This is a genomic window from Enterobacter sp. HG048 (assembly GCF_024702055.1).
GTDB lineage: Bacteria > Pseudomonadota > Gammaproteobacteria > Enterobacterales > Enterobacteriaceae > Enterobacter > Enterobacter dykesii.
Window position 1 is genome coordinate 1 of the sequence record NZ_JANLIZ010000028.1, and the last position, 26,027, is coordinate 26,027.

Sequence of the window (26,027 nt, forward strand, 5' to 3'; positions counted from 1 at the left end):
CGCGATCAATAACCTGTTTGACTGCTTCAATTTTAAACTCTTCGGGATAACGTTTACCGCTCATGGGCACCTCTCTTTAAGTCATCTTAAATGACTCCGAAGTGTCTGTTAAACCCGTGGCGATTCAGTCTGTTACTCAACGGTGAGCAGGTCAAGTCTGTTTTTCAGCGTGACGACTCAACTAGAAACCACCACGCACAGTACCTATCTCGTCTCATTTTTCTCATCAAAGGGAGAAAAAATTTTTAGGCACCTAAATAGGCATCAGCGAAAAGTCAAACTACTAGTTACCAAAGTGAATTCAATGGATTACACAAGCAATTCAGACTCCGCCAGCCCACCAAAATTCTCCATCGGCGATCACCAGAGTCGACTGATGAAGTCCTGAAAGCCCGCACGGCGCAAGCCCTGCGGGCTTTTTTGTGCCTGTTTATTGTTAGCACTGCTGCATTGATATAATCCACACGGAATATTACAGCGTGCTCACAAAGGCAGAAAAACAGTCATATGAGAGTACAACAGAGCCCTCTGGGGTGCCTCTTGCACTGCATGAACATATGCAAACGAGTAAACATTGTTATATGCTTTTGGCCGGAGCTGTCATAACGCGTTGATGAGGGTATATATGGATATTTCGCTGCTTACAGGACAACAGACTAACGCATGGTCAGCGACCATGATTAATCTGGAAGCTCGTAAACTCATTAACACTGCAAACATGGTAGCGGCTAACCATCTCAAGGATGGACTCACCAGAATTCAGTTTATGGAAGACATTAAGTCTTTTATAACTGAGCAATTTTCTCTTGCCCGCAAAGCGAAATCCGACGAAGAAGGGATTTCCTATATAAAAAATCTCAGGGCAGAGAACGAAAATCTTCTTGAACAAGATCGCATGCTCAGAACGAAAGCTGCACAGCTTTATGCCAGGGTGGAGTTCATCAAGGAAAACAATAAAGTTGTTGGCTATGTCATCTCCGCTGTACAGGTTGTTTTTGCTGGGTTACAAGCCGCAGGTGGATTACTCCTTGCGAGCTCAATGACACCGATCGGTGTGTTGTTAGGTGCCACACTGGTGATTGATGCGGCTAATACCGTATCCAGAGAAGTGAATAATCAATTACTGAACAAACCTGATTCGCAGGGATTTATCGCTGACACAGCGATGTCGGTTGCAGAGTTTATGGGATTTCGCGGTGAGACTGGTCTGGCTGCGTATAAAACGGTAAGCCTTGCTGCCAATGCTTACAGCGTATTTGGTTTACTTCGCAAACCTGGCTCCTGGCGTTTGTTTTATTTTATGCGCTCAGATTTTTACAGAAAAATGGACTCAATGAGTCGGCCAAAACTTACTATGAAAATCATCGGATATGGCATAAACGCAAAAATTATTTTTGACTTATTGTCTATTGATAAGAGCCCCTCTTAAAACGCCAGGCTTTATACGTTAATTTGAGAGGAGTCATCCAACAGAAGATGCCAAAGATAAACAGCACAGCAACGCCTGATGATATGATATTTTCTCGGGAAGCGAAGCAGACAGCCAGTATGAACAGAACAGTAAGTACGACTGAAAGTATAACAGTCCCTTTAAACCGATTTGAAAGCGCAGGAAGCAAAATATCCAACGTCGAACGCTGAGTATCCACATAGCGTTTAAGTTTTTGCAGCTCTTCTTGTGTGAAACCCGACTTAAGCAACGCTTCTTCCGTTATCGCCATGCCATTCCCCTTCTTCTAATCAAAGTCAGTATACCGTGATCTTTGCAAAAAAAAACCGACCAACAGGCCAGTAGTTTGTAGTGTTACCCCCTGGCTATGACAAACATCAACACCCTCTCCCCCTTCCTGCGCAAAATTACCCACGCCACCCAGCGCTACGGATTAGCCGCCCCAACCCGGAAGGAACCCCATCATGTACAGACCCATAACCATCATTATCTTTATTCTCCTGACCCTCGCTGCCCTCGCGGAAATAGGCATTTTATCCTTTGGATAATCCTCAGGCGAAATATCCCTCATCAGGGCACGTTGATCTCAATACAGTTTTTTCCTAAAGCCATTCCGCTTCGCCTGTGCCATGCTGAATCACGCTCATAACCGATAACGTTAAATGAGGATATTATGAAAAAAACAATTATCGCATTATCTGCCGTTCTGCTGGCTTCCCCAGTATTTGCTGCGACCACACATGCAACTGACGATACCGTCGCGGCGGCGAACGCAAACGCCAACGAGGCGAAGCAAAAACTGCACGAAGAGCAGAACAAAGGTGAAGAGCTGAAGCTTAAACAGAAGCATGCTGCGGAAGGCAAAAGCGAGAGCCTGGGCAGCAAGGTCAGCGAAGATTCCCAGAAAGCCTGGCATAAAACCAAAGAAGGCACCGAGAAAGGGTGGGATGCCACCAAAGAAGGCGCTGAGAAAGGCTGGAACAAAACCAAAGAAGGTGCCAGCGAGCTGGAAAAGAAAGTCACTGAGTAAGTATTTATACTCACAAAAAGGTCGCGCTTGCGGCCTTTTTTATTTCTTCGAATACAATTAGCACCTCGGGCGTTTACGCAGTGCGCACTTATCGGAGAAACCACGATGTATCGCCTTTTGGCCTTTCTGACCGTTCTGCTGTTATGTCCTTCCCTGCATGCTGCCCCGAAGAGCTACATTATCGACACCAATAACACCGCCATTCGGCTGTCGTGGCATGCCTTCGGCGGCATACTCTCCTGGGCGACGTTCAGGGGCGTGATGGGCGCCGTGACGCTCAACCCGGAAAATGACGTCGACGACCATATTCACGTCACCATTCCCGTAGCGACTCTCGTAGCCTCAAACAAGCTGCTCACCTGGCAGCTGGAAAGCGACATGTTTTTTGAATCCGAGCGCTACCCGACTATCGAGTTCATCAGCTCTCGCGTGGTTTCCCAGGGCGACGGGCGGTTCAGGGTGTTCGGCACGCTGACCGAACGAAACATTGCCCGCCCGGTGATCCTTGAGACCGTCGTGAGAGACCCGCATGCGCAGGCCCTCACGCTGGATGCCACGACGGCGATCTCGCGCGCGGCCTACGGGATGGATAAGTTTGCGCTGGTCGTGGACGATCGTATTGCCATCGCTATTGCGATTAAGACCAACGACGTGCCGTCATCCTGAGATGAGCCGCTGTAGCTGCTCCGCGTTTCCCCGCAGGTGAGACGGCGGGTTGCGGCCAATAAGGACAAACTGGTAGCCCGCCTCCTGCCACCACGCCAGGTTCATGCCGTGCCGCTGCTCCTGGCGCAGAGAGGCCGTCGCCTTTTCATCAACAGGAGAGATACAGAGCGCCATCGGGCCGTAGTCGGCGTTGATCCAGGCAATCTGCGCGATCGAGGTGGTTTCATAGCGCAGCATTCGTACCATTTTCAGCTCTGCCCCCTGCAGGATAAGCTGCGACATATTCAGCTTCATGCCGATATCCTGCGCGGCTCGTTCCAGCCCGCGCTGCAGGACCGGCGTTGCGTTGTCCATATCCAGCAGCGTCTCGACGCTGTACAGGGACATATATTGCGCTTCGAGGTCGCGAATATGGGCGTTCTCATCCGCTGGCGCGGAAGCCGGACGCAGCAGGTAGCCCAGCCCGGAGCCGACCATCAAAAAACTGACCGACGCGGCGATCAGCGCCCGTCTGCTGACGCCAGCCGGCGTGGAGGATTGTGGATCGGGAAGGGCCGCCAGACGCGCCTGCATTGCCTCAAGTGGCGCCTCATCCAGCAGGGGGGCAAACGCCCCGGCGAAATCCTGGCTGCTTTTCATCAGTTCGGCGGTTCGCCCGGAGAGGCGTTCATCACTTTTCAACTGTTCTTCAAATTGCTGCGCGTCGGCGCGGCACATCTCGCCATCTATCCATGCCACGATAGCGTCGTCGTTATAGGGCGGTTCAAAACGGTGCGCGTTCAAGAGCGTTTCTCCTTTACCGGAGGCTGGTCAGCGGACCTGGCAAGCCGAGCCCGTGCCGTCGCCAGCCGGCTCATCACGGTACCGATAGGCACCGCCAGAGTGTCCGCCGCCTCCTGGTAGGTAAAGCCTTCGACATAAACCAAAAATACCGCGTTGCGCTGGGCTTCAGGCAGCGCGTTGACGCGCTGCATCACCTTAAGGTAATGCAGGCGCGTCTCATCCTGTTCACGGGTGTCCGGCGCCAGAAGCTCGTCGCTGGCGACAAATCCCTGCCCCTGACGCACGTGTCGTGCCCGAAGTTCAGAGATCCAGATGGAGTGCAGTATCGCGAACAGCCACCTGTCGATGCGCGTGCCCGGCGTATACTGGCTGCTCCTTTCAAGCGCACGCACGCAGGTGGACTGAACCAGCTCTTCGGCGATATCCCTGTTTCGCGACAGCACCAGCCCATAGCGCCAGAGACGCGGCAGGTGTGCGGCTAACTGTTGACGAACCTCACGGGTAGCGATGTGTTTTCCCTCCAGGAGAAAATCAGGACTCCGGATGTCCGTTGATAGCGGCCTGCAGGTCACGATACTCCTCGCAGGACTGGCCACAAATACCGGCAATCGCCTTCAGCTGTTCTTTCGCGAGGTCAGGACGTCCTTTTACCATCCACGCTTCACCGAGATATTCCCGGGCTTTGGCATAATCCGGTGCGATAGCCAGCGCGCGCTGGTAGTAACCAATCCCTTCGTCCGTGCGGCCCAGTTTGCGCGTGGCGAACCCGCGATAGTTCCACGCTTCAGCCGTATTGCCATTTTTCAGTGAATCAAGCAGGTTCAGCGCCGCCTGGTACTCGCCTTTCTTCGCGAGATGGTACGCATAGTTGGTTTTGTCCTGGTCGCTGAGGCTGCTGCTCTTGTCCGGCACGCATTTCTGGGTGGCGCTGTCATACACCTGTCCGGAAGGACAATCGGGCGTTTTGCTCTCGGTACTATTATTGCCCATGGCTAGCGCCAGGGGGGACAGCAGGGAAAAAATCAGCACCGGGATCAAACGAAACGAGGTCGTGTTCATACAAAGCTCCAGGGTAAGAAGGAAGTGACGTCAGTTAACGCCCGACTGACGATTTTTATTCATTCTCACCGTGAATATTTTGCTGTCGCAAAATCATGCTGACGTCGTAGCCCCAATGGCTATGAATCAGATTATTTCACCCTTGCCTTAACGTTATTATTTTCGCGTAATAGCAGAGTTTTAAGCCTGCGTGATAATATATTTCATTATACAAGTAACATAATATATCTTATATCAAAAACGTTAATCTAACTTAAATGCATATTAAGCGAGCTTAAACAACAACGTTAAATGTTATATTTTAACTGTCCCCTACCAATTATCATACTGCGTTAATCATATTTATAAGCAGCCTCGAAAGGCAAAGACAAAACAATATAAAACAGAACGTTATGCAATATGAGCTATTAACACCCCCTATGTATTAATGCCATCTTCATTGTTTTGGTACTTATTTACGAAAGCTTAAGTTGCACAACTATCGTTTTCTGTCTATATCATTTTTATATTCTGAAAAATAATTCCTCTATTAAACACAGGGTTTTATAAGACGCAAAACACCCATAAAAACTGTTCTCTTTTATATGTCATTAGATTCGCTCTGATGTTGCCACTCTGAATTCTGGCGGGCATCGTGCGCGCTAAAAACGACGGTGAGTGCTGCGTTATAACAGCAACTGCGCCGGGGGCGCCCTTTACCTTCTGCAGAGATGGCTCGTCTTGCTCGCCGTTCATGAAACTTCTGCTGGAGTAATGCCTAAATGAGCCAAATCTCTGTTATATCGAAACTTACTGGCGTGGAAACGACCACGGAAGGCACACAGATTACCCTGAGCCATTCCTCTATCGTTGAGCTTCATGTCGAGCGAGCGAGCGTCTCCAACTTCGCGCGAAATGGGAACGATCTGCTGGTTACGCTGCACTCCGGCGAGGTAATCACCCTTAAAAATTTCTACGTCACGGACGCGCAGGGAGTGAGCCAGCTGGTACTGCAGGACAGCAACGGCGCATTATGGTGGATTGAAGATCCGACCGGAGCCGCCACGTACGAATCCATCGCGTCCACGGACGTGCTGCTTGCGGCCTCCGGGAGCGACGCCGGTGGTGCCGCCATCTGGCCATGGGCCCTGGGCGGTATTGCCGCTGCGGGCGGCATCGCGGCGGCGGCAAGCGGTGGAGGCGGCGGCGGTGATAGTGGCAGCAGTAACAATTCGGCCGATCCGGATACGACAGCGCCGAACGCGCCTTCCGGCCTTAAGTTCTCTTCAGATGGCAAAACCGTCACCGGTACCGCTGAACCCGGCAGCACCATCACGCTGAAAGACGCGAACGGCAACGTCATTGGCACAGGAAAAACGGGCAGCGATGGCAATTTTACCGTCTCTCTCGACACACCGTTGACCAACGGCGAGCAGGTGACCGCCACCGCGACGGATAACGCCGGGAATACCAGCCCGGGCACAACGCTCAACGCGCCGGACACCACCGCGCCCGATGCGCCAGCCATCACCAGCGTAACGGACGATATTGCCCCGCAGACGGGGGCAGTCAGCAGCGGCGGCAGCACCAACGATCAGCGTCCGCAGCTTACCGGCACCGGCGAAGCGGGCTCGACCGTGACGATTTATGACGGCGGAGTCGCTATTGGTACGGCGGTCGTCGCCAGCAACGGCCCCTGGACTTTTCCCCCGTCAGTTGTTCTGAGCGAAAGCACCCACCAGATTACCGTGCGGGCAACCGACACCGCCGGCAACACCGGGCCTGCCTCGCCGGTGTTTACCCTGACGGTGGATCTTACTCCGCCGGACGCGCCGACCGCGATTGTGCTGACCGACGATACGGGCGTTATCAGGGGAACCATCACGTCGGGCGCGCTTACCGATGCTTCACTGCCGATCCTGGCGGGAACGGGCGAGCCCGGTGGGACCATCACCATCTACGATAACGGCGTGGTTGTTGGCACAACAACGGTGCTGCCCAACGGCACCTGGAGCGTCACGCCGAACGGTCCGCTTCCGGACGGGACACACTCCATAACCGTCACTGAAACCGATGCTGCCGGAAACCTGAGCGCGACCTCAGAGCCCGTCATCTTCACCGTGGACACCACGCCGCCGTTAGCCCCTGGAAACCTCGAGATTTCGAATGATGGCGGCACCATCAGCGGCATCGCGGAAGCTGGCAGCACGGTGACCATCCGTGAAGGCGATGTCACCCTTGGCACGGTTGTTGCGGACAGCCAGGGTAACTTCAGCCTGACGCTGACCCCGCCAAAAGTTAACGGCGAAATCCTGACCGCTGACGCCACCGACACGGCAGGCAACACGGGGCCCGCAACCTCCGCGGCGTCACCGGATATTACCCCACCGCAGACGCCAGTTATCGTGTCGGTGATAGATGACGTGCAGGCCACCACCGGCCCCGTGGGCCAGAACGGCCTCACCAACGACCGGGCCCCGACCGTGAACGGAACGGGCGAAGCGGGCTCGACCATCACGATTTATAACGGCAGCGATGTCCTCGGTACGGTGGTTGTTCCCTCCTCCGGCCTGTGGAGCTTTACGCCGCCCGCACCGCTGACCGATGGCACGTACGAGCTGACGGCGAAGGCGACGGATCCCGCCGGTAACCCGAGCGGGTTATCAGCCCCGTGGACAATTAACGTCGACGGCACGGCACCTGGCGCTCCGGTGATTTCACAAGTCGTGGACGATGTTCCCGGCCGCACCGGCTCGCTCGACATTAATGAGACCACTAACGACGCCACCCCGACGCTCAGCGGTACCGCCGAAGCAAACGCGACGGTCACCCTCCGCGTGGACGGTGTTGCTATTGGTACGACCGTCGCCAATGGTCTTGGCGTATGGATCTTTACCCCAGACACCCCGATCTCTGAAGGTCCACATAGCCTGACCGCCGTCGCGACCGATGCGGCAGGTAACACCAGCGGCGTCTCCAACACCTGGACTCTGACGATTGACAGCGTCGCGCCTGCCGCCCCGGTCATTACCCAGGTGCTGGATGATGTGCCGGAGCGCCTCGGCGCGCTCAACCCCAACGACAGTACTAACGACACCACGCCGACGCTCAACGGTACGGCTGAACCCGGCTCAACCGTCACCATCCGCCTCGATGGCACCGATCTTGTCACGGTCCAGGTCGACGACAACGGCACGTGGACCTATACCCTCACGACGCCTCTTGGCAGCGGGCCTCATACCTTTACCGTTGTTGCCACCGATACCGCGGGTAACACCAGCCAGCCGTCAGGCGGCTTCACCCTGACCGTCGATACCACGCCGCCTGCGGCGGCAACTATCGCCACCGTGACCGATAACGTCGGTGGCGTTCAGGGCACGCTCAGCAGCGGCGATACCACGGATGACACCCAACCCCTGCTGCAGGGCACCGCCCCGGCTGATGCGACGATCACCGTCTATGACGGCGCCACCCTGCTCGGCACCGCCACCCTTGACGGCAGCGGAGGCTGGAGCTTTACGCCCGTTACCCCGCTCACTGACGGCCCGCATTCCCTGACGGTTCACGCCACGGATGCCGCTGGCAATACCACTATCTCCAGCCCGTTTGTGTTGACGGTAGATACCGTCGCACCTGCAACGCCGGATATCCCGGTCATCACCGTCAATCCTGACGGAGCAGACACAACGCTGAACCCGGGCGAAACCACCCGCGACACCACGCCAACCCTGAGCGGTACCGGCACGGCGGGCGATACCGTGACGATCTATAACAACGGCACCAAACTTGATGATGTCATCGTGGACGGTACCGGCAACTGGTCCTGGACGCCATCACCCCCACTCTCCGGCGGTACCTATGACATCACCCTGACCGTCACCAACGTGGACGGCACGGGCAACGAAAGCGCCCCGTCGCAGCCGATAACTTTCACCATTGATACCGAAGCGCCGGCTACGCCTGCGGCACCGACCGTCACCGACAGCGTTACACAGATCACCGGCCCCGTTCCCGATGGCGGAACCACTAACGATCCGCGCCCGGTTCTGAGCGGCACCGGCACGCCGAACGACGTCATCAACATCACTGACACCGTCAACGGCATATCGACCGTCGTGGGCACCGTAACGGTAGACAGCAGCGGTAACTGGAGCTGGCGCCCTGGCAGCGACATTGCCGAGGGCAGCCACGCCTGGACCGCCACCGCCACCGATGAAGCGGGCAACGTCTCTGACCCGTCGCCAGCGATTACGATCGTCGTGGACACCCTGGCGCCGGATACGCCGGTTATTGGCGCCGTGGGCGGCGCACCTGATGGTGGCTTTATCACGGATACCACACCGACAGTGGGTGGAACCGGGGTTAACGGTGAGACGGTGATCGTCTACAACAACGGCGTCGAAGTGGGCCGTGTTGTGGTGGCTAATGGAGAATGGAGTCTGACGCTTCCCACACAAACGGACGGTCCGCTGAATATCACCGTTGCGGGTGTGGATGCGGCGGGCAACCTTAGCGCGCCGAGTTCAGTCTTTACCGTCACGCTGGATACCGTTGCGCCTGGGATACCGCAGATTAATGACGTCTCAGACAGCCAGCTCACCAACAACGTGCTCTACACCCGCGACGGCGCGCCGACCCTTACCGGGACAAGCGAACCCGGCACCACCGTTATCGTCTCCGTCGACGGTATCCCGTCGGGCGTGCCGGTCACGATACAGCCGGACGGCAGCTGGAGCTGGACCGCAGGCACAACGCTCTCAGACGGCCCGCATACCTTCACTGTCTCCGCTACCGATGCGGCGGGTAACGCTTCAGGAACTTCAGCCCCGCTGAGCGTGACTGTTGATACCCAGGATCCAACCGTCCCGGGCAATCTTAGCCTTGCTCCAGAAGGTACACCGCTGACCGGAACCGCCGAGGCTGGAGCACTCATTACCGTTAAGGATAGCGGCGGAAACGTCATTGGTACCGGGGTTGCGACCGGAGGCAACTTCTCCATCGCGGTCAGCCCGGCCCCGCAGGATGGCGCGACCCTGACCGTGACCGCAACCGATGCGTCCGGACGTACCAGCCCTGATGCGACTTACAACGTCACCGGTACGCTTCCGAATCTTCCTGACGTGCCCGTCATCACGGCGATCGTCGATGACGCGGATCCGGTCACTGGCGATGTGAAAGGCAAAACAACCAACGACACCACGCCAACGCTTACCGGTACGGCCGAAGCGGGCAGCCTGATTACCATCTATCAGGACGGCAGCGCGACGCCATTGACAACGGTGACCGCCGACGGCAGCGGCAACTGGAGCTATACGCCAGCCGCGCTTGGCGAGGGGCTGCACACCTTTGTGGTGACGGCGACCCTCAACGGCCAGACCAGCGGCCGCTCTCCGGCGGCCAGCGTCACCGTCGACCTCACAGCACCGGGCACGCCAGCTATCGGCGCGGTGATTGACGACGTCGGCCCGGGAACCGGTCCGCTGACCAGCGGCCAGACCACCAACGACAACCAGCCGACCCTCACCGGCACCGGCGCGGTCGGCGATACTATTTCCATCTACAACAACGGCGTGCTGCTGGGGACCGCGGAGGTCGGCAATACCGGCACCTGGAGCTACACCACGCCCGTTCTGGCTGAAGGCAATAACGTCCTGACTATCCGCGAGACCGATCCGGCGGGGAACCAGAGCGGTCCTTCGGCGGGCTTCACCGTTGTGGTGGACTCCGTTTCCGCCACGCCGGTCATCACCAACGTCACGGATAACGTCGGTAACGCTGCCACCACGGTGGTTAGCGGCAGCGAAACGAACGACGCCACGCCAACCCTTTCGGGGACAGCGGACGCAAACAGCGTGGTGACCATTTTCGACGGCGGCACCCAGATTGCCGTGGTAACGGCTGACGGCACCGGCGCGTGGACGTTTACCCCTGACACCGCACTCGGCGAAGGCTCACACAGCTTCACCGTTCGGGCGACCGATCCGCTGGGCAACGTCAGCGCGGTCTCAGCTCCCTGGAGCGTGGTGGTTGACCTGACGGCACCGACGGTTCCGACGCTGGATAATGTGAGCGACAACGCCCCTGGCGGCGTTCAGGGTAACCTCACCAGCGGCCAGGTGACCAACGATAGCACCCCAACCATCAGCGGCACCGGGCAGGCGGGCAGCACGATTCACATCATGAACAACGGCACGCAGATTGGTACGGTGCTCGTTGACGGCAGCGGGAACTGGTCCTTTACGCCGACCGCGCCGCTGGGCGACGGCAACTACTCCCTGCGCGCGTATGCAACGGATACCGCAGGCAACGCCTCGGCGAACTCGTCGGTCTTCGCCTTTACCATTGATACTGCAGCTCCCGGCGTACCGGTGGTGACCAGCGTGATTGACGACGTCGGTCCGGTCACCGGGACGCTCACGTCGGGTAACAGCACCAACGACGCGCGTCCAACCTTCAGCGGCACGGGTGACGTAGGTTCTACCGTGCACGTGATCGTTGATGGCAGCGAAATTGGCACTGCGGTGGTCAATGCCCAGGGCAGCTGGACCTTCACTCCGGGTACCGATCTGCCCGATGGGCCGCACGCCATCACCTTCAACGCCACCGACATGGCTGGCAATACCGGCAGCACGACGACACCGTTTAACCTTACGGTGGATACGGGCGTGCCGTCGGCGCCGGTCATTTCGACCGCGGGTGACAACGCGGGCAGCATTCAAACCCCGCTCTCTTCCGGGCAGAGCACGGACGACACCACGCCGACGCTGAACGGCACCGCGACCGCCAACGCCACGGTCACCGTGTATGAGAACGGCCAGCCGGTCGGCACCGTTCAGGCGGACGGTACCGGCGCATGGAGCTTTACGCCGTCAACGCCGCTCACCAGCGGCAGCCATACCTGGACCGCCACGGTCACCGATGCAGCGGGCAACGTCAGCCTGAACTCGCCGGACTTTACCCTGATTGTGGATACCACCGCACCGAACGCGCCGGTTATCAGCCAGGCGATAGACGACGTGGGCAGCATCACCGGCCCGCTCACGTCCGGCCAGACAACCGACGATACGGTACCGCGCCTGGTCGGAACCAGCGAACCGTTTGCTACAGTGAAGATCTATGAGGGAACTACGCTGGTTGGCACGGGCACCGCGGATGGCAACGGAAGCTGGAGTATCTTGCTCAACACCACGCTGACGACGGGCGCGCACAGCTTCACCGCGCAGGCGACGGATGCGGCAGGCAACACCAGCGTGTCGTCCACCAGCTTCAGCCTCACCGTCGACACCACGCCGCCTGCGCTGCCGGTGCTGACCAGCATTCTGGATGACGTGGGCAATGCGGCAACGCCGGTGGCGAACGGCGGATTCACCAACGACGCGCAGCCAACCCTCAGCGGCACGGCGGAAGCCGGGTCAACGGTGAAAATCTTTGATAACGGCGTACAAATCGGCAGCGTGACGGCGACCGGCGGAGCGTGGAGCTTTACGCCATCCCCGGCGCTGGGCAACGGTCCGCACAATTTGACCTTTACCGCCACCGATGCGGTGGGCAACGCCAGCGCGCCGACCGCCGGGTATGTGATTAACGTCGATACCCTCGCGCCGGGCGCGCCGGTTATCAGTTCGGTGATTGATGATGTCGGCAGCGTCACCGGTCCGGTGACCGGTACGAATCCGACCAACGACACGCGCCCAACGCTGAGCGGAACCGCCGAAGCGAATGCCACGGTGCGTATCTACGATGGCATCACGCTGGTGGGCACGGTGACCGCCGACGGCAGCGGCAACTGGACCCTGCCGCAAACCACCACGCTGACGCAAGGAACGCATAACTTCACCGCCACGGCCACCGATGCGGCGGGCAACACCAGCGTGGCGTCAGCAGTGACGACGATTATCGTCGATACGACCGCCCCAACGGCGCCAACCGGGACCCTCAACGCCGACGGTAGCGTCCTGACCGGAACTGCGGAAGCAGGCAGCACCGTCGCGATCCGCCTTGCGGACGGCTCAACGGTGACCGCCATTGCGGGCAGCAACGGCACCTACACATACACCTTCATTAACAAACAGATCGAAGGCCAGACGCTGCAGATCACCGCTACCGACGCCGCGGGCAACACCTCCCTGCCGGGCTCCGCCCTTGCGCCGGTGGTACCGCTCTCTGCCAGCAATAACGTCGAAGAGCTGAACCTCAGCACCACGGCAACCGTGACCAACAGCCAGTACAGCGATTACGGCTTCCTGCTGGTCGGCGCCGTCGGCAATGTCCTGACGCTGCTGGGCAATGATACGGCCCAGGTCAACTTCACGGTGGGCAGCGGCGGCAGCGCGGATATCGTGGTGAACGCCAACGCCACGGGAGCGGTGCTCTCTCTGCTCAACACCCTTGAGCTGGTGGTTCAGCATTACGTCAACGGCGCCTGGACCACCGTGGTGGACACCGGCCAACCGCAGTTTGCCGATCTCCTGACCCTCGGCGCAACCGGCGTTTCGCTGAACCTGACCGGGCTGGCCGACGGCAACTATCGCGTTCTCAGCTACAACACCAACCTGCTGGCGACCGGCTCCTACACCAGCCTCGACGTGGCGGTGAAAGAGACCGGTCCGGGTACGGTTACCGGCGACACCAGCCTCAACGGCAACGTGATCCTCGATACGGATCCGACCGCCGGCAGCGACAACGCGCCGGCCGGAACCACTATCTCCACGGTTACTAACGCGCAGGGCGTCACCACTAGCGTGAACGCCGACGGTACGGTGATTCAGGGCCAGTACGGTACGCTGACCATCAACCGCGACGGCAGTTACACCTACAACCTGACCGACACCAGCGCCGCGGTGATTGGCCGCACAGAGAGCTTCAGCTACACCATTACCCACAACGGCGTCAGCGCGTCGGCGCAGCTGGTACTGTCTCTGGGTGCCGGTACGGTAATCAACGGCATTGTGGCGGTGGACGACACGGCCTCGCTGACCTTTGACACCACCGTGAGCGAGATTAACAACGGCACATCGTCTCAGAGCGGCGTTACTCTGGTAGGCATTAATCTCGGCAGCACGCTGGGGCTTAACCTGCTGGACGACATGACCAACCCGATTATCTACAACGTGGAGGAAGGCACGACCCGCACCATGACCATCCAGGCCTCCGTGGGCGGCGTGGCGCTGGCGTCGGTGTTCGACCTGTACGTCTATAAGTTCAACAATGCGACCCAGACCTTCGAGCAGGTTCGCGTTGAGTCGGGCTGGCTGCGCGCCCCGGTGCTGGGGGGAACGTCACCTCAACTGACGCTGAACCTGCCTGCCGGGGAGTACCTGTTCCTGCTGAATACCGCGTCCGGGATCGCTGTACTGACGGCCTACACGCTGAGCGTCCTGCAGGATCATGTCTACAGCGTGGCGAGTATCAGCGAAACCACCACGGGCGACGTGCTGGCGAATGACCCGGTTCCAGCGGGCACGCTAGTTACCGAAGTGAACGGCGTAGCGGTCAACAGCAGTGGAACCACCACCATTCAGGGAGAATACGGCACGCTGACCATTAATTCGTCCGGCCAGTACACCTATACCCTGAGAAGCGGCGTGGGGGCGGATCATATCAGCACGCCGGACACCTTCGTCTACACCGTTACCGCGCCTGACGGCTCGAAGGATACGGCATCGCTCAACATCACCCCAACCGCGCAGGCGATGAATGCGGTCAACGACGTCAGCACCGCAATGGACGTCACCTCGGTGCACCACACGTCGGTCTACTCCGATACCACCGTGGGCGTCGCCAGTTGGACGACCGCGCTGCTTTCATCAACCCAGGGCAGCGGCAGCGGAACCTTCGTGGTCGACGCGAACACCGCGCTGCACAACGCGTCGCTGCACTTTAGCGTGGCCTCGCTGCTGTCGCTGGGCGGACTGACGGTGAACTGGACGATTAGCGATGCCAACGGCGTGATCCGCAGCGGCTCCTTCAGCGGCGCCTCGCTGCTGGGCGGCAGTATCGACGTTCCGCTCACCGGGCTGGATCTGAACGCCGGGACCTATACGCTGAGCTTTACCGGTAGCGTACCGGGGCTGAGTGTGGGGAACATCACCATCACGCCAAGCGTGAACGGCACCACCTACTCGCTGAGTGATTTCGACGTCACCGGCAGCCACACCGTCAACGGCAATATCTTTGACGGCACCGATTCCGGCGGCGTGCTGGATCAGCTCCACTCGGTGGATACCCGTCTGAGCGTGACCGGTTACAACGGCGTGACCACCACGCTGGATCCGTATACCGGCAGCGCAACGGTGAACATTGTCGGTCATTACGGCACGCTGGCGATCGGCGCGGACGGTCACTACACCTATACCCTTAACAGCGGGGTATCGCTCTCAACCATGACCTCGAAGGAGACCTTCAACTACACCCTGACCGACTCCACCGGGAGAACGGACAGCGCCACGCTGACCATCAATATGGCGCCACAGTTCATCAGCTCTGAGCATAACGACGCCATCACCGGTACGGCCTACGGCGATACGCTGATTTACCAGGTGCTGAACAGTACGGTGGGGAATGGCACGGCGGGTAACGTCAGCAGCACCGCGGGCGATCACTGGACCGGCTTCTCGCTGGCGCAGGGGGACAAAATCGACATCGGCGATCTGCTGGTCGGCTGGAACGGTAGCGCCGCGACGCTGGGGAATTATCTCCATGTCACTAATAGTAATGGCAATACCGTGATCTCCATCGACCGTGACGGTGCGGGAGGCACCTACACTAATACCACGCTCGTTACGCTTGATGGCGTTCAGACCACCTACGACGAGCTTGTTAACCAGCAGCACATCATTACCTGATAGCACCTGCAGGAGATGACCCGGGCGCACAGCGCCCGGGCATAAATAATAAAGCCGTACTCTTTTTATTAGGGACATGACATGGGAATGAAGATGCCTCACTGGTGGCTCTCGTGCTGCCTGATATCTGTGCCCGCTCTCTGCGCGAACCCGGCGGCAATCATCAATACCGGCCAGCTTCGCGAAACGCAGGAACTCCCCTCGCTCAATGGCCGCGTCGCACCTGCGGCGGGCAAAGCCGCACCCGGTTCATTGCAGCTTGGCGATGCCGTCAACCGCGCCGTCACCTGGCACCCGGCCATCAGCGAAGCCGTGGGGAAACTCTACCAGCAGAGCGAAGAGGTGGACGTCGCTAAATCAAAATACTATCCGCAGATTAATGCCGGCGTGGACAACGGTTATTCCCATGACGGCGACCAGAACGGCTTTACGCCGTCGCTGGTGCTCTCTCTTTCACAAATGCTCTACGACTTTGGCAAAGTGGACAGCCAGGTGCGAGCCGAGAGCGCGGGCGTTGCCCAGCAGCAGGCCAACGTGCTGGTAAGTATCGACACTATTGCCCACGATACCGCTATCGCCATGGTGCAGGTGCAAACCTGGCAGCAGATGGTCGAGACCGCTAAAGAGCAGCTCGACGCCCTCTCCTCCATTGGCAAACTGACCCGTCTGCGTAATGACGAAGGAGCCACGTCGCTCTCTGACGTAGTACAGACCGATGCCCGTATCGAAGGCGCGCGCGCCCAGCTAATGCAGTACCAGGCAAGCCTGGACAGCGCCCGCGCCACGCTGATGAGCTTTCTCGGTTGGAACAGCCTGAACGCCATCAGCAATGACTTTCCGCAAAAGCTGGGCCGGAGCTGCGACATTGCCGAGCCGGATGACCGTCTGGTGCCCGCGGTACTTGCCGCCTGGGCGCAGGCTAACGTCGCCCAGGCGAACCTCGACTACGCCGACGCGCAGATGACGCCCACCGTCTCGCTGGAGCCGGAGGTGCGTCACTACATGAACGATCGCTACGCGGGGAGCGAAACCCGGGATCGCACCCAGTATTCCGCATGGGTGAAAGTGCAGATGCCGCTCTACCAGGGCGGCGGCCTCACCGCCCGGCGTAACGCTGCCGGACACGCGGTGGAGGCGGCGCAGTCCACCGTTCAGCGTACGCGTCTGGACGTCCGCCAGAAGCTGCTGGAAGCCCGCAGCCAGGTGATGAGCCTGCAAAGCACGCTGCAAATCCAGGGCCGCCAGGAAGCCCTCAGCGCCCGCACCCGTGAACTATACCAGCAGCAGTATCTCGATCTCGGCTCGCGCCCGCTGCTCGACGTGCTCAACGCCGAGCAGGAGGTCTATCAGGCGCGCTTTACCCAGCAGCAGACCCTCGGTCAACTGCACCAGCTGCAGCTCAACTGCCTGTATAACACCGGGCAGCTGCGTCATGCGTTCGATCTTGATAACCGCACCATCCAGACCGTGGAGATCCAGCCATGAAGCAACGCGAAATCCCGCAGGGTGAAATGATGACGGATGAGGCGCTGGCGCAGTGGGCGCAGGCCTTTGGTTTTGTCGCCACGCGCTACCGCGTCGCCTGCTCTCCCGGCGCGCTTATCGCTGGCGCACCGTGGCTGAAAGGCAAACCGATGGTACCCGCCCTCACCCAGCTGGCCCGCGAAGCGGGGCTGTCGTTTCAGCTCCTTACCGACGATCGGCAGGCGATCAACAGCTGGCGTCTGCCGGTGGTGGTGGCGATGAATGACGGCAGGATCGGCGTGATCGAGCATTTCGACGGAGACGATACGCTGGAGGTCAGCTTTTTCGACGATGAGACCTACACCAACCGGCTGTCGATGACGGCGATGCTGCCCGCTATCCGCCACGTCATTGCCCTGCGTCCACTCGCCGCGCTGAAGGACAGCCGCGTGGACGCCTATATCTCAAAATACCGCCCGGACTGGCTCTACCGGCTGGTGATGCGCGACCTGCGCCCCTACAGCTGGGTCATGCTGGCCGCCCTCTTTATCAACGTGCTGTCGCTCTCCGGGATCGTCTTTTCCATGCAGGTGTACGACCGGGTGATCCCCGCCCAGTCCTACCCGACGCTTTACGTCCTGACCATCGGGGTGCTGATCGCCACGCTGTTTGGCTTTGTGCTGCGCGTGGCGCGCGGGCACATCATGGATCTGCTCGGCAAGCGCTCGGACATGCGCGTTTCGGATCGCGTCTTCGGCCACGCGCTGCGGCTGCGCAACAGCGCGATCCCCCGCTCCACCGGCAGCTTTATCTCTCAGCTGCGCGAACTGGAGCAGATCCGCGAGATGGTCACCTCGTCCACCATCTCGACGATTGTCGATCTCCCCTTCTTTCTCCTGTTCGTGGTGGTGCTGGCGATCATCGCCCCGCAGCTGGCGTGGATCGCCCCGGTCGCGGCGGTGATCATGGTCCTGCCCGGCCTGCTGCTGCAGAAGAAGCTGGCGGAGCTGGCAAAGCAGTCGGCCCATGAATCGACCCTGCGCAACGCGGTGCTGGTGGAGAGCGTGCAGGGACTGGAGGACATCAAGCTGATGCAGGCGGAAAACCGCTTTTTGCAGCAGTGGAACAGCTATATCCAGATCACCGCCGAATCCGGCCTGCGCACCCGCGAGCTGACGCAGAACCTGATCAGCTGGGGGATGACCATTCAGAGCCTGGTTTACGCCGCCGTGATTGTGGTCGGCGCCCCGATGGTGATCGACGGCACCCTGACCACCGGCTCGGTGGTCGCCGCGTCGATGCTGGCCTCCCGCATGATCGCCCCAATGGCGACGCTGTGCGGCGTGCTGGCGCGCTGGCAGCAGGTCAAAGCGGCAAAAGAGGGGCTGGACAGCATCATGCAGCTTCCCACCGAAAACCAGCGCGAGGAGACGCCGATCCGCCAGGACGTGCTGCGCGGTCACTACCTCTTCGAGCAGGCGCAGTTCCGCTATCAGCCGGACGATCCGCGCATGGCGCTGCGCATTAACCGGCTGGAGATCCGGCCGGGAGAAAAAGTGGCGATCCTCGGGCGCAACGGCGCGGGCAAATCCACCCTGCTGCAGGCCATGGCGGGCGGGATGGATCTGGCGGCCGGCGAGCTGCGGCTTGATAACTTCAGCCTGCCGCATCTCGACGTCGCCGACGTCCGGCGCAACGTCGGCTTTATGACCCAGAACGCCCGGCTGTTTTACGGCACCCTGCGCGAAAACATCACCCTCGGCATGCCGCGCGCTACCGACGAAGAGATTTTCGAGGCGCTGGAGCTGACCGGCGCGGCAGGCTTCGTGCAGAAGCTGCCCAAGGGGCTGGACTACCCGATCATGGAAAACGGCGTGGGACTCTCCGGCGGGCAACGCCAGTCGATTCTGCTGGCGCGAATGCTCCTGCGCGATCCGAATATTGTGCTGATGGATGAACCCACCGCGTCGCTGGACGAGCACACCGAGCGGGAATTCATCCAGCGCCTGGGCGACTGGCTCGGGCATCGCACCCTGATTGTCGCCACGCATCGCGTACCGGTGCTGGAACTGGTGGAGCGCGTCGTGGTGTTGAAAGAGGGGATGCTGGTGATGGACGCGCCAAAGGCCCAGGCGCTGAACAACAGCCGTATGCAGCAGCAACAGCAACAGGCAGCAACCGGACGGGAGTGGAAAAATGAAAATCAGTCAGCGTGACGTGGCGGCAATGGACGATCTGGATAACGCCCTCGACTCCGAAAGCGGCTACACCGGCGCGCGTCGGATCGTGATCTTCTCGCTGCTGATGTTTGTGGTGCTGGGCGTCTGGGCATGGTTTGGCGTGCTGGATGAGGTATCAACCGGCTCGGGTAAAGTGATCCCCAGCTCGCGCGAGCAGGTCTTACAGTCTCTCGACGGCGGGATCCTCACCGAGCTGAACGTCCACGAAGGCGATCAGGTGCAGGCCGGACAGGTGCTGGCGCGGCTCGATCCGACGCGTTCCGAATCGAACGTCGGCGAAAGCGCGGCGCGCTACCGGGCTTCACTGGCCTCCAGCGCCCGCCTGTACGCCGAGGTGAACGATCTCCCGCTGAAGTTCCCCCCTTCGCTGGCGAAATGGCCGGATCTGATTGCTGACGAAACGCGCCTCTACAACTCCCGCCGCGCGCAGCTGGAGGATACCCAGCGGAAACTGCGCGCCGCGTTAGATCTCGCCAACAAGGAGCTGGCCATCACCCAGCGGCTGGTCAAAACCGGCGCCGCCAGCCACGTGGAGGTGCTGCGCCTGCAGCGGCAGAAAAGCGATCTGGAGCTGAAGCTCACCGACGTACGCTCGCAGTATTACGTTCAGGCGCGCGAGGCGTTATCCAAAGCTAACGCGGAGGTGGATATGGTTTCGGCGATCCTCAAAGGCCGCCAGGATTCCGTCACCCGTCTGACGGTAAAATCCCCGGTGCGCGGGATCGTGAAAAACATCAAGGTGACCACCATCGGCGGCGTGATCCCGCCCAACGGCGAGCTGATGGAGATTGTGCCGGTGGACGATCACCTGCTGATTGAAACCCGCCTGTCGCCGCGCGATATCGCCTTTATCCACCCGAACCAGGAGGCGCTGGTCAAAATCACCGCCTACGACTACGCCATTTACGGCGGCCTGCACGGCGTGGTGGAGACGATATCCCCGGATACCATCCAGGACGAAGCCAAGCCGGAGGTGTTCTATTACCGGGTATTCATCCGCACCAGCCAGGATTACCTGGTCAATAAGGCGGGCAGGCACTTCTCGATTGTGCCGGGGATGATTGCGACGGTGGACATTAAGACCGGAGAGAAAACGGTGCTGGATTATCTGATCAAGCCGTTTAACCGCGCGAAAGAGGCGCTGCGGGAGCGGTAATCAATCGCCGGGTAGCGGCGCCGCCTTACCCGGCCTACATACCCGGAGGCCCTTGCAAGCGCAGCGCCGCCGGGCATTTAACCGCACGCCAGAACTGGAACCTACCTCGGAGTATTAATCTTTAGCCATGCATCCCACTTCCCTTCAGCCATCGCCCAGGTAATATTAACCGCAGACAAAAACGCACTTGCGCACAGTGCAGGAGTGCATTACTATTCAATCAGCTTCAAGGACTGGAGCTCAGCACCATTATGATTAGTTATTTTCGGGATCAATGGCTTGAGGATTTTTTTCTTTACGGCAGATCGAGCAATGTTATTCCTGCAAATCTGGAAACAGCGCTTGCGAGAAAGCTCGATATCATCAGGGCAGCAACCTCGCACAGAGATTTGCGATCGCCACCGGGCAATATGTATGAAGCATTGAATCCTCCGCTGAAGGGATATTCCTCAATCCGGGTAAACAGGCAATACAGGCTCGTATTTCGCTGGACAGAGGGTAAAGCAGAAGATCTCTACCTCTCTCCACACAAGTACACGCATCACAAGTGAGGCATCACCTATGACACTTCAACAGGCACTCCGCAAACCCACTACGCCGGGCGACGTGTTGCAGTATGAGTATCTTGAACCGCTCAATCTGAAAATCAGCGATCTGGCGGAGATGCTCAATGTTCACCGCAACACCATCAGCGCGCTGGTCAATAACAATCGCAAACTTACTGCCGATATGGCGATCAAACTGGCAAAAGCCTTTGATACCACGATTGAATTTTGGCTGAACTTACAGCTGAACGTCGATATCTGGGAAGCGCAATCTAACTCCAGGACTCAGGAGGAGCTAAGCCGTATAAAGACCGTTGCGGACGTTATGGCTAAGCGAAAATCTGGCCAGCCGGATGTTGCCTGATTCGGTAAACACTTCACCTATCAATACTTTTAATCGTTAAAAGAGCTGGATCTCAACGCAGCCACGCGTATTACCTTCGCCCAAAAGGGCCTTCTTTAATCGCCCACTGCCCCGGCGTTTTACCGGTCCATGCTCTGAAAACCTCAATAAATGCGCTGACGCTGCTGTAGCCGCAGGACAGCGCAATCCACCCTACCGGCTTCCCCGCCGCCAGCCACTCCATTGCCCGCATAACGCGTGCCAGCTGCCGCCAGTTAACAAAGTTCATTCCGGTCTGGGCGCTAAACCGACGGTTGAACGTACGCACGCTCATCCCAGCATGAGTAGCATGGCTCTCGACCGTCTGGTTATCATCGACAAACTGCAGCAAATGGCTAACCACTTTCTTCAGACGCGGATCCGTCGGCACGGGCAGAGAAAAGCGAGCCTGGGGCGTCAGGACAAGCTCATCCAGCAGCAAAGTAAGCTTTCGCGGATCGTACTCGCTCTCTGCATCGCATAAACGGGAAAACAGTGCATGGGTGAGATCGTCGGGCTCGAACAGAGCGGGCGCATCGGGAAGCATTGCGCACCCGGCGGGGTCAAGATAGATAGCGCAGCCTTCTATTGCACTTTCGGAAAAAGCGGCGTGCTGCCGATCCGGAGGGATCCAGCCAATGTGTTTTGCCGGTACGACCGAACGCGCCTGCTGCGTCTCAATGACCAGGAGCCCCGTTGCAATGCGCCACAGCTGGCCGGTGCGATGACTGTGCCAGGGCGTTCGATACCCGCCGGAATGAAGGAGCGCTTCAATACTGACCATATCATTTTGACCGAAAATCGTTATTCTTCGGCATATTAGAGAAACTGCGACTTCGGCTGTCAAGGATAATGGTGATTCAACCACACAAGGAGCCCGCATGAGCATTATCACGTCCCTGATAGCCCACACCGACAACGCCGCGCAGCGCGAAAAGATGGCCTGCCTGTTAACCCGCTTATTCAACGGCGATATCGATCCGGCAGAGGTATTTACGCCCGATTACCAGCAGTTTACGGACGGTCACGCGCTTGACTACCGGGGTTTTATCCAGCATCTGAGCCACGTCAGCTCGCAGATCCGCGCGATCGCCTTTACCGTGGTGGAGATAGCCTGTCATGACGAACTTCTGGCTGATCGGCATATCGTGACGGTCACGTATCCCGATGGTCGTCAGGCAGAGATCGAGGTTTACCTGTTTGCCGCGCTGCGTGAAGGGAAAATCTGGCGGATCCATGAAGTCACGCGAGCACTCAGCGGCGATGCTGCAGATCGCACGCTGGCACACGCGACAAAATAACCTTACTCCGCCGGGCGCGGTGCGGCGCTGTTATACACGCCAATATAACGCGCAAATTTCCCGAGAAACACACCGGCAAACACGCCGCCGGAGACGATCGCCAGCGCGCTCATGGCGGGCTGCTGCATCGTCTGGGGAGAGACAGCGCTCATCACGCCCAGGACGTACTTCACGCCGAACGCCAGCATCATAAACGGCAGCGCGGTGTAGTCTGCCTGACGGTAAAGGCTGCGCGGCGCCTCTGCGCGGGTGATAACCGCCTGCTTAATCAGAAAATACCCCAGCGCGGCACCGGCGAGGATCCCCGCCGTCCACAATGCCACAGTCTCGGGCGTCAGCGTGCGGTACACCACCAGATCGTAGATATCCCAGATTAGAAATATTGCCGGAATGATGGCAAGCCTCTCCAGCGTAACGGTGGCAGGCCTGCGGGCTTTAATGCCGCGAGAGATAAGGAAGATAAAAAGCACCCACACCCAGGCGGGCGTGTGCGTAACGACACCGAACAAAAATTCAAACATGGAGATCTCCATGGACGATCGCGGCCCGTGCCGCCCTGAACGCGTATTGCGCATAACGGCAGGAAAGCCATTATGCGCAGGTCTTTTACAGCGATTTTTTCAGGCGTTGAACCGCTTCCTTCAGCTCTTCATCCGTTGGCGTGACAAACGACATACGCAGCGTCGAATGGTCTGGCTCATTGCAGTAGAAAAATTCGCCCGGCACAAATACTACGCCGTTACTTAACGTTTTTTCCAGCCAGCGGGTGGTATTACTCCCATTTTTCATAGTCGCCCACAGGAACATGCCGCCCTTCGGCTTGTGGAACGACATCACATCGCCCAGCTCGGCCTCCAGCTCGGTTGCGAACGTCTGGTATTTCTGGCGATAGGCTTCGCGGATCGTTTTAATCTGATCGGGCAGGCGACCGGTTTTCAGGTATTCATACGTCATCAGCTGCGACAGCGTGCTGGTGTGCAGATCGGTGGTTTGCTTAAGGTTCACCACCGCGCGCTTCAGCCATTCGGGCACCAGCACCCAGCCCACGCGGGTCCCCGGCGCGAGAATTTTGGAGAAGGTCGAGGTATACACCACGTTCTCTTCGTTGCCGATATCTTTGGCATGGGCAATTAACGGACGAAAAACTTCATCGGTATAATTAATTTCGCTGTACGGATCGTCTTCAATAATGACGAAATCATAGCGCTTCGATAATTCCACCAGCTGTTTGCGACGCGCCTCAGAAAGGGTTACCCCGCCAGGGTTGCCAAACGTCGGAACAATATAGACCGCTTTGATGGTTTGTTTTGCCGCCAGCGCTTCAAGCTCGTCGACCTTCATGCCGTCGCCATCGGTGCCAACGGATTCAAAATTCGCCTGCGCCAGGCCAAATACCTGCAGCGCAGCAAGATAGGTTGGACGCTCAACCACAACGGTATCGCCCGGGTTAATTAATGCACGCGCCAGCACGTCGAGGGACTGCTGCGAACCGGAGGTCACGACCACATCATCCGCCTTGCAGCGGATCCCACGCCCTTCACAGATGCGCTGAATTTCTTCCCGCAGCCCCGGTACACCTTCGGTCAGACCGTACTGAAAGGCCTCACCAAAATGCTGTGATAATACGGCATCAGCGGCAATTTTCAGCCCTTCGTGATCGAACAGGGCCGGATTAGGGATCCCCCCACCCAGCGAAATGACGCCGGCCATTTTGCTATGTTTTAATAATTCACGGATGGCAGATGATTGCAGGCCCTGCGCGCTGCTGGCGAGTTTATTCACAGACATTCTTTGCATACCTTCTTTTTTTATAGTGTGCCCAATCTTAGCAGAATATGGGCGATAAATTCCGTTAGCTTAGGGAGAGGTCGTAAATCCTGACGCCACAGCAAATGCACGGGTCTCGGCGCCGGAATGTACTTCTCCAGCACCCGCACCAGCCTGCCGCTTTCCAGATCTTCTGCCACCAGCACCTCCGGCTGCAGCAGCAGTCCCGCCCCGGCACTCGCGGCCATCCGCAGCCCGTAGCCGTCATTACATCTTAAGACCGCATCCCGCTTCCAGCGCACCTCGCCCTCAACGCCCGGCAGCCGCCACTCGTTGCGCGCGGTCCACACGCTGTGGGACAGGCAGAGATGATCCACCAGATCGGCAGGGGTTTGCGGCGTACCGTAGCGCGCAAGGTAGTCCGGCGCGGCGCAGATCACCATCCGGTAAGGGCAGAGGTATTTCGCCACCAGATCGTCGTTGCGGATGTCGCCAATACGAATGGCCAGATCGATACCCTCCTCCACCAGATCCACCATCCGATTGGTGAGATCAAGCTCGATGCGCACTTCCGGGTAGCGTTGTAAAAAAGAGGCCGTAAGCGGCGCGATCGCGCTACCGCCAAACGAGGTGGGCGCCGTCACGCGCAGGGTGCCGGACGGCGCGGCACGCAGGCGTTCCACCGCGCTTTCGGCAATCGCGACCTGCTCCAGCACCCGCTTCGCCTCGTCGTAATAGACCCGTCCGGCGTCGGTCAGGCTCTGGCGCCGCGTGTTACGCTCCAGCAGGCGGGTGCCGAGCTGTGATTCCAGCAGCGCAACGTATTTCCCCACCATTACCGCCGACATCTCCAGACGTGACGCAGCGCCGGTAAAGCTGCCGCTTTCCACCACCGCAATAAAGGTCTCCATGCTGCGAAGCTTATCCATATTCCAAACCCCTGGTTAGCAATCTTCTAACTTTAGCCCAGTTTATCTCCATTTTTATTTATTAAAGAATGGAGGCTCACAACATAAGGAGTCGGCTATGAAAATCGTCATTATTGGTGCCAGCGGTACGGTAGGTCGTGCGGTAACGGAAGAGCTGAGTCGTCGCCACGAGGTCATCCGCGTCGGCCGCACGCAGGGCGACGAGCTGGTGGATATCACCTCGCAGGCGAGCGTCCAGGCGCTGTTTGAGAAAATCGGCCCGGTGGATGCGATTGTCTCCGCCAGCGGTGGCCTTTACTTTGGCCCACTCGCGACCATGAAGGACAGCGACTTCAACCAGGGCCTGCAGGACAAGCTGCTCGGGCAGGTGCGCCTGGCGCTGACCGGCCAGCATTATCTGAACGAAGGCGGCTCTATTACGCTGATAAGCGG

The 26,027-nt window shown here is 58.7% G+C and carries 19 protein-coding genes; 11 read left to right on the plus strand and 8 right to left on the minus strand.

What is annotated here, in order from left to right; all coding sequences use genetic code 11:
• The first annotated feature begins 625 nt into the window (after positions 1 to 625).
• Entirely contained in the window at positions 626 to 1,429 is an 804-nt protein-coding gene (locus NUX24_RS21200) for a DUF4225 domain-containing protein (protein WP_214577158.1), read from the plus strand.
• Here NUX24_RS21200 and NUX24_RS21205 read toward each other — a convergent pair.
• On the minus strand, positions 1,407 to 1,721 hold the full coding sequence (locus tag NUX24_RS21205; RefSeq protein WP_214577159.1) for a hypothetical protein: 315 nt from the start codon (positions 1,719 to 1,721) through the stop codon (positions 1,407 to 1,409). The two genes, NUX24_RS21200 and NUX24_RS21205, sit on opposite strands and share 23 nt — an antisense overlap.
• 402 nt (positions 1,722 to 2,123) lie before the next feature.
• Between NUX24_RS21205 and NUX24_RS21210 the strand changes: the two genes are divergently transcribed.
• Both NUX24_RS21210 and NUX24_RS21215 read left to right on the plus strand, forming a co-directional pair.
• Positions 2,124 to 2,480, plus strand: a complete 357-nt coding sequence (locus NUX24_RS21210; RefSeq protein ID WP_023333137.1) for a hypothetical protein — start codon at positions 2,124 to 2,126, stop codon at positions 2,478 to 2,480.
• 105 nt (positions 2,481 to 2,585) lie between these two features.
• A complete protein-coding gene (locus NUX24_RS21215; protein WP_257833968.1) occupies positions 2,586 to 3,146 on the plus strand; it encodes a YceI family protein in 561 nt (186 codons plus the stop codon).
• Here the strand turns inward: NUX24_RS21215 and NUX24_RS21220 are convergent.
• Genes NUX24_RS21220 through NUX24_RS21230 form a run of 3 tightly spaced genes read right to left on the minus strand, consistent with a single transcriptional unit; the run spans position 3,138 to position 4,988 of the window.
• Positions 3,138 to 3,929 carry an anti-sigma factor gene (locus NUX24_RS21220; protein ID WP_257833970.1) on the minus strand — a complete coding sequence of 264 codons (792 nt, stop codon included), beginning with the start codon at positions 3,927 to 3,929 and terminating at the stop codon, positions 3,138 to 3,140. The two genes, NUX24_RS21215 and NUX24_RS21220, sit on opposite strands and share 9 nt — an antisense overlap.
• Positions 3,926 to 4,453 carry a sigma-70 family RNA polymerase sigma factor gene (locus tag NUX24_RS21225; protein ID WP_214577253.1) on the minus strand — a complete coding sequence of 176 codons (528 nt, stop codon included), beginning with the start codon at positions 4,451 to 4,453 and terminating at the stop codon, positions 3,926 to 3,928. Before NUX24_RS21225 ends, NUX24_RS21220 begins: the two co-directional genes overlap by 4 nt.
• Positions 4,454 to 4,460: 7 nt before the next feature.
• On the minus strand, positions 4,461 to 4,988 hold the full coding sequence (locus NUX24_RS21230; RefSeq protein WP_214577162.1) for a tetratricopeptide repeat protein: 528 nt from the start codon (positions 4,986 to 4,988) through the stop codon (positions 4,461 to 4,463).
• A 761-nt stretch (positions 4,989 to 5,749) separates the two neighbouring features.
• On the opposite strand from NUX24_RS21230, the gene NUX24_RS21235 reads away from it, so the two are divergent.
• The 6 genes from NUX24_RS21235 (at position 5,750) to NUX24_RS21260 (ending at position 21,580) form a co-directional block, all read left to right on the plus strand.
• Complete coding sequence (locus NUX24_RS21235; protein WP_257833972.1) at positions 5,750 to 15,811, plus strand: BapA/Bap/LapF family large adhesin; 10,062 nt, start codon at positions 5,750 to 5,752, stop codon at positions 15,809 to 15,811.
• Between the two features lie 81 nt (positions 15,812 to 15,892).
• Positions 15,893 to 17,296 (plus strand): TolC family outer membrane protein, encoded by a 1,404-nt coding sequence (locus NUX24_RS21240; protein WP_257833974.1) that lies wholly within the window; start codon positions 15,893 to 15,895, stop codon positions 17,294 to 17,296.
• Positions 17,293 to 19,491 (plus strand): type I secretion system permease/ATPase, encoded by a 2,199-nt coding sequence (locus NUX24_RS21245; RefSeq protein WP_257833976.1) that lies wholly within the window; start codon positions 17,293 to 17,295, stop codon positions 19,489 to 19,491. Before NUX24_RS21240 ends, NUX24_RS21245 begins: the two co-directional genes overlap by 4 nt.
• A gap of 10 nt (positions 19,492 to 19,501) precedes the next feature.
• Positions 19,502 to 20,671 carry an HlyD family efflux transporter periplasmic adaptor subunit gene (locus NUX24_RS21250; protein ID WP_257833992.1) on the plus strand — a complete coding sequence of 390 codons (1,170 nt, stop codon included), beginning with the start codon at positions 19,502 to 19,504 and terminating at the stop codon, positions 20,669 to 20,671.
• A gap of 251 nt (positions 20,672 to 20,922) precedes the next feature.
• A complete protein-coding gene (locus tag NUX24_RS21255) occupies positions 20,923 to 21,222 on the plus strand; it encodes a type II toxin-antitoxin system RelE/ParE family toxin (protein WP_257833978.1) in 300 nt (99 codons plus the stop codon).
• Between the two features lie 10 nt (positions 21,223 to 21,232).
• Complete coding sequence (locus NUX24_RS21260; RefSeq protein WP_214577165.1) at positions 21,233 to 21,580, plus strand: HigA family addiction module antitoxin; 348 nt, start codon at positions 21,233 to 21,235, stop codon at positions 21,578 to 21,580.
• Positions 21,581 to 21,650: 70 nt separating this feature from the next.
• Here NUX24_RS21260 and NUX24_RS21265 read toward each other — a convergent pair whose 3' ends face one another.
• Complete coding sequence (locus tag NUX24_RS21265; RefSeq protein WP_257833981.1) at positions 21,651 to 22,382, minus strand: AraC family transcriptional regulator; 732 nt, start codon at positions 22,380 to 22,382, stop codon at positions 21,651 to 21,653.
• A 97-nt stretch (positions 22,383 to 22,479) separates the two neighbouring features.
• On the opposite strand from NUX24_RS21265, the gene NUX24_RS21270 reads away from it, so the two are divergent.
• Positions 22,480 to 22,899 (plus strand): nuclear transport factor 2 family protein, encoded by a 420-nt coding sequence (locus NUX24_RS21270; RefSeq protein ID WP_257833983.1) that lies wholly within the window; start codon positions 22,480 to 22,482, stop codon positions 22,897 to 22,899.
• A 2-nt stretch (positions 22,900 to 22,901) separates the two neighbouring features.
• On the opposite strand, the gene NUX24_RS21275 is transcribed toward NUX24_RS21270, so the two are convergent.
• The 3 genes from NUX24_RS21275 to NUX24_RS21285 all read right to left on the minus strand — a co-directional run bounded on the left by NUX24_RS21275 (position 22,902) and on the right by NUX24_RS21285 (position 25,595).
• A complete protein-coding gene (locus tag NUX24_RS21275; protein WP_257833986.1) occupies positions 22,902 to 23,420 on the minus strand; it encodes a DUF6622 family protein in 519 nt (172 codons plus the stop codon).
• An 85-nt stretch (positions 23,421 to 23,505) separates the two neighbouring features.
• On the minus strand, positions 23,506 to 24,687 hold the full coding sequence (locus NUX24_RS21280; RefSeq protein WP_214577168.1) for a PLP-dependent aminotransferase family protein: 1,182 nt from the start codon (positions 24,685 to 24,687) through the stop codon (positions 23,506 to 23,508).
• A 20-nt stretch (positions 24,688 to 24,707) separates the two neighbouring features.
• The gene (locus tag NUX24_RS21285) at positions 24,708 to 25,595 is read right to left on the minus strand and encodes a LysR family transcriptional regulator (protein WP_126329525.1); all 888 of its coding nucleotides are present in this window, start codon (positions 25,593 to 25,595) and stop codon (positions 24,708 to 24,710) included.
• A 97-nt stretch (positions 25,596 to 25,692) separates the two neighbouring features.
• Here NUX24_RS21285 and NUX24_RS21290 point away from each other — a divergent pair.
• On the plus strand, positions 25,693 to 26,027 hold a 335-nt coding region (locus NUX24_RS21290; RefSeq protein WP_257833989.1), incomplete at its 3' end, for an NAD-dependent epimerase/dehydratase family protein.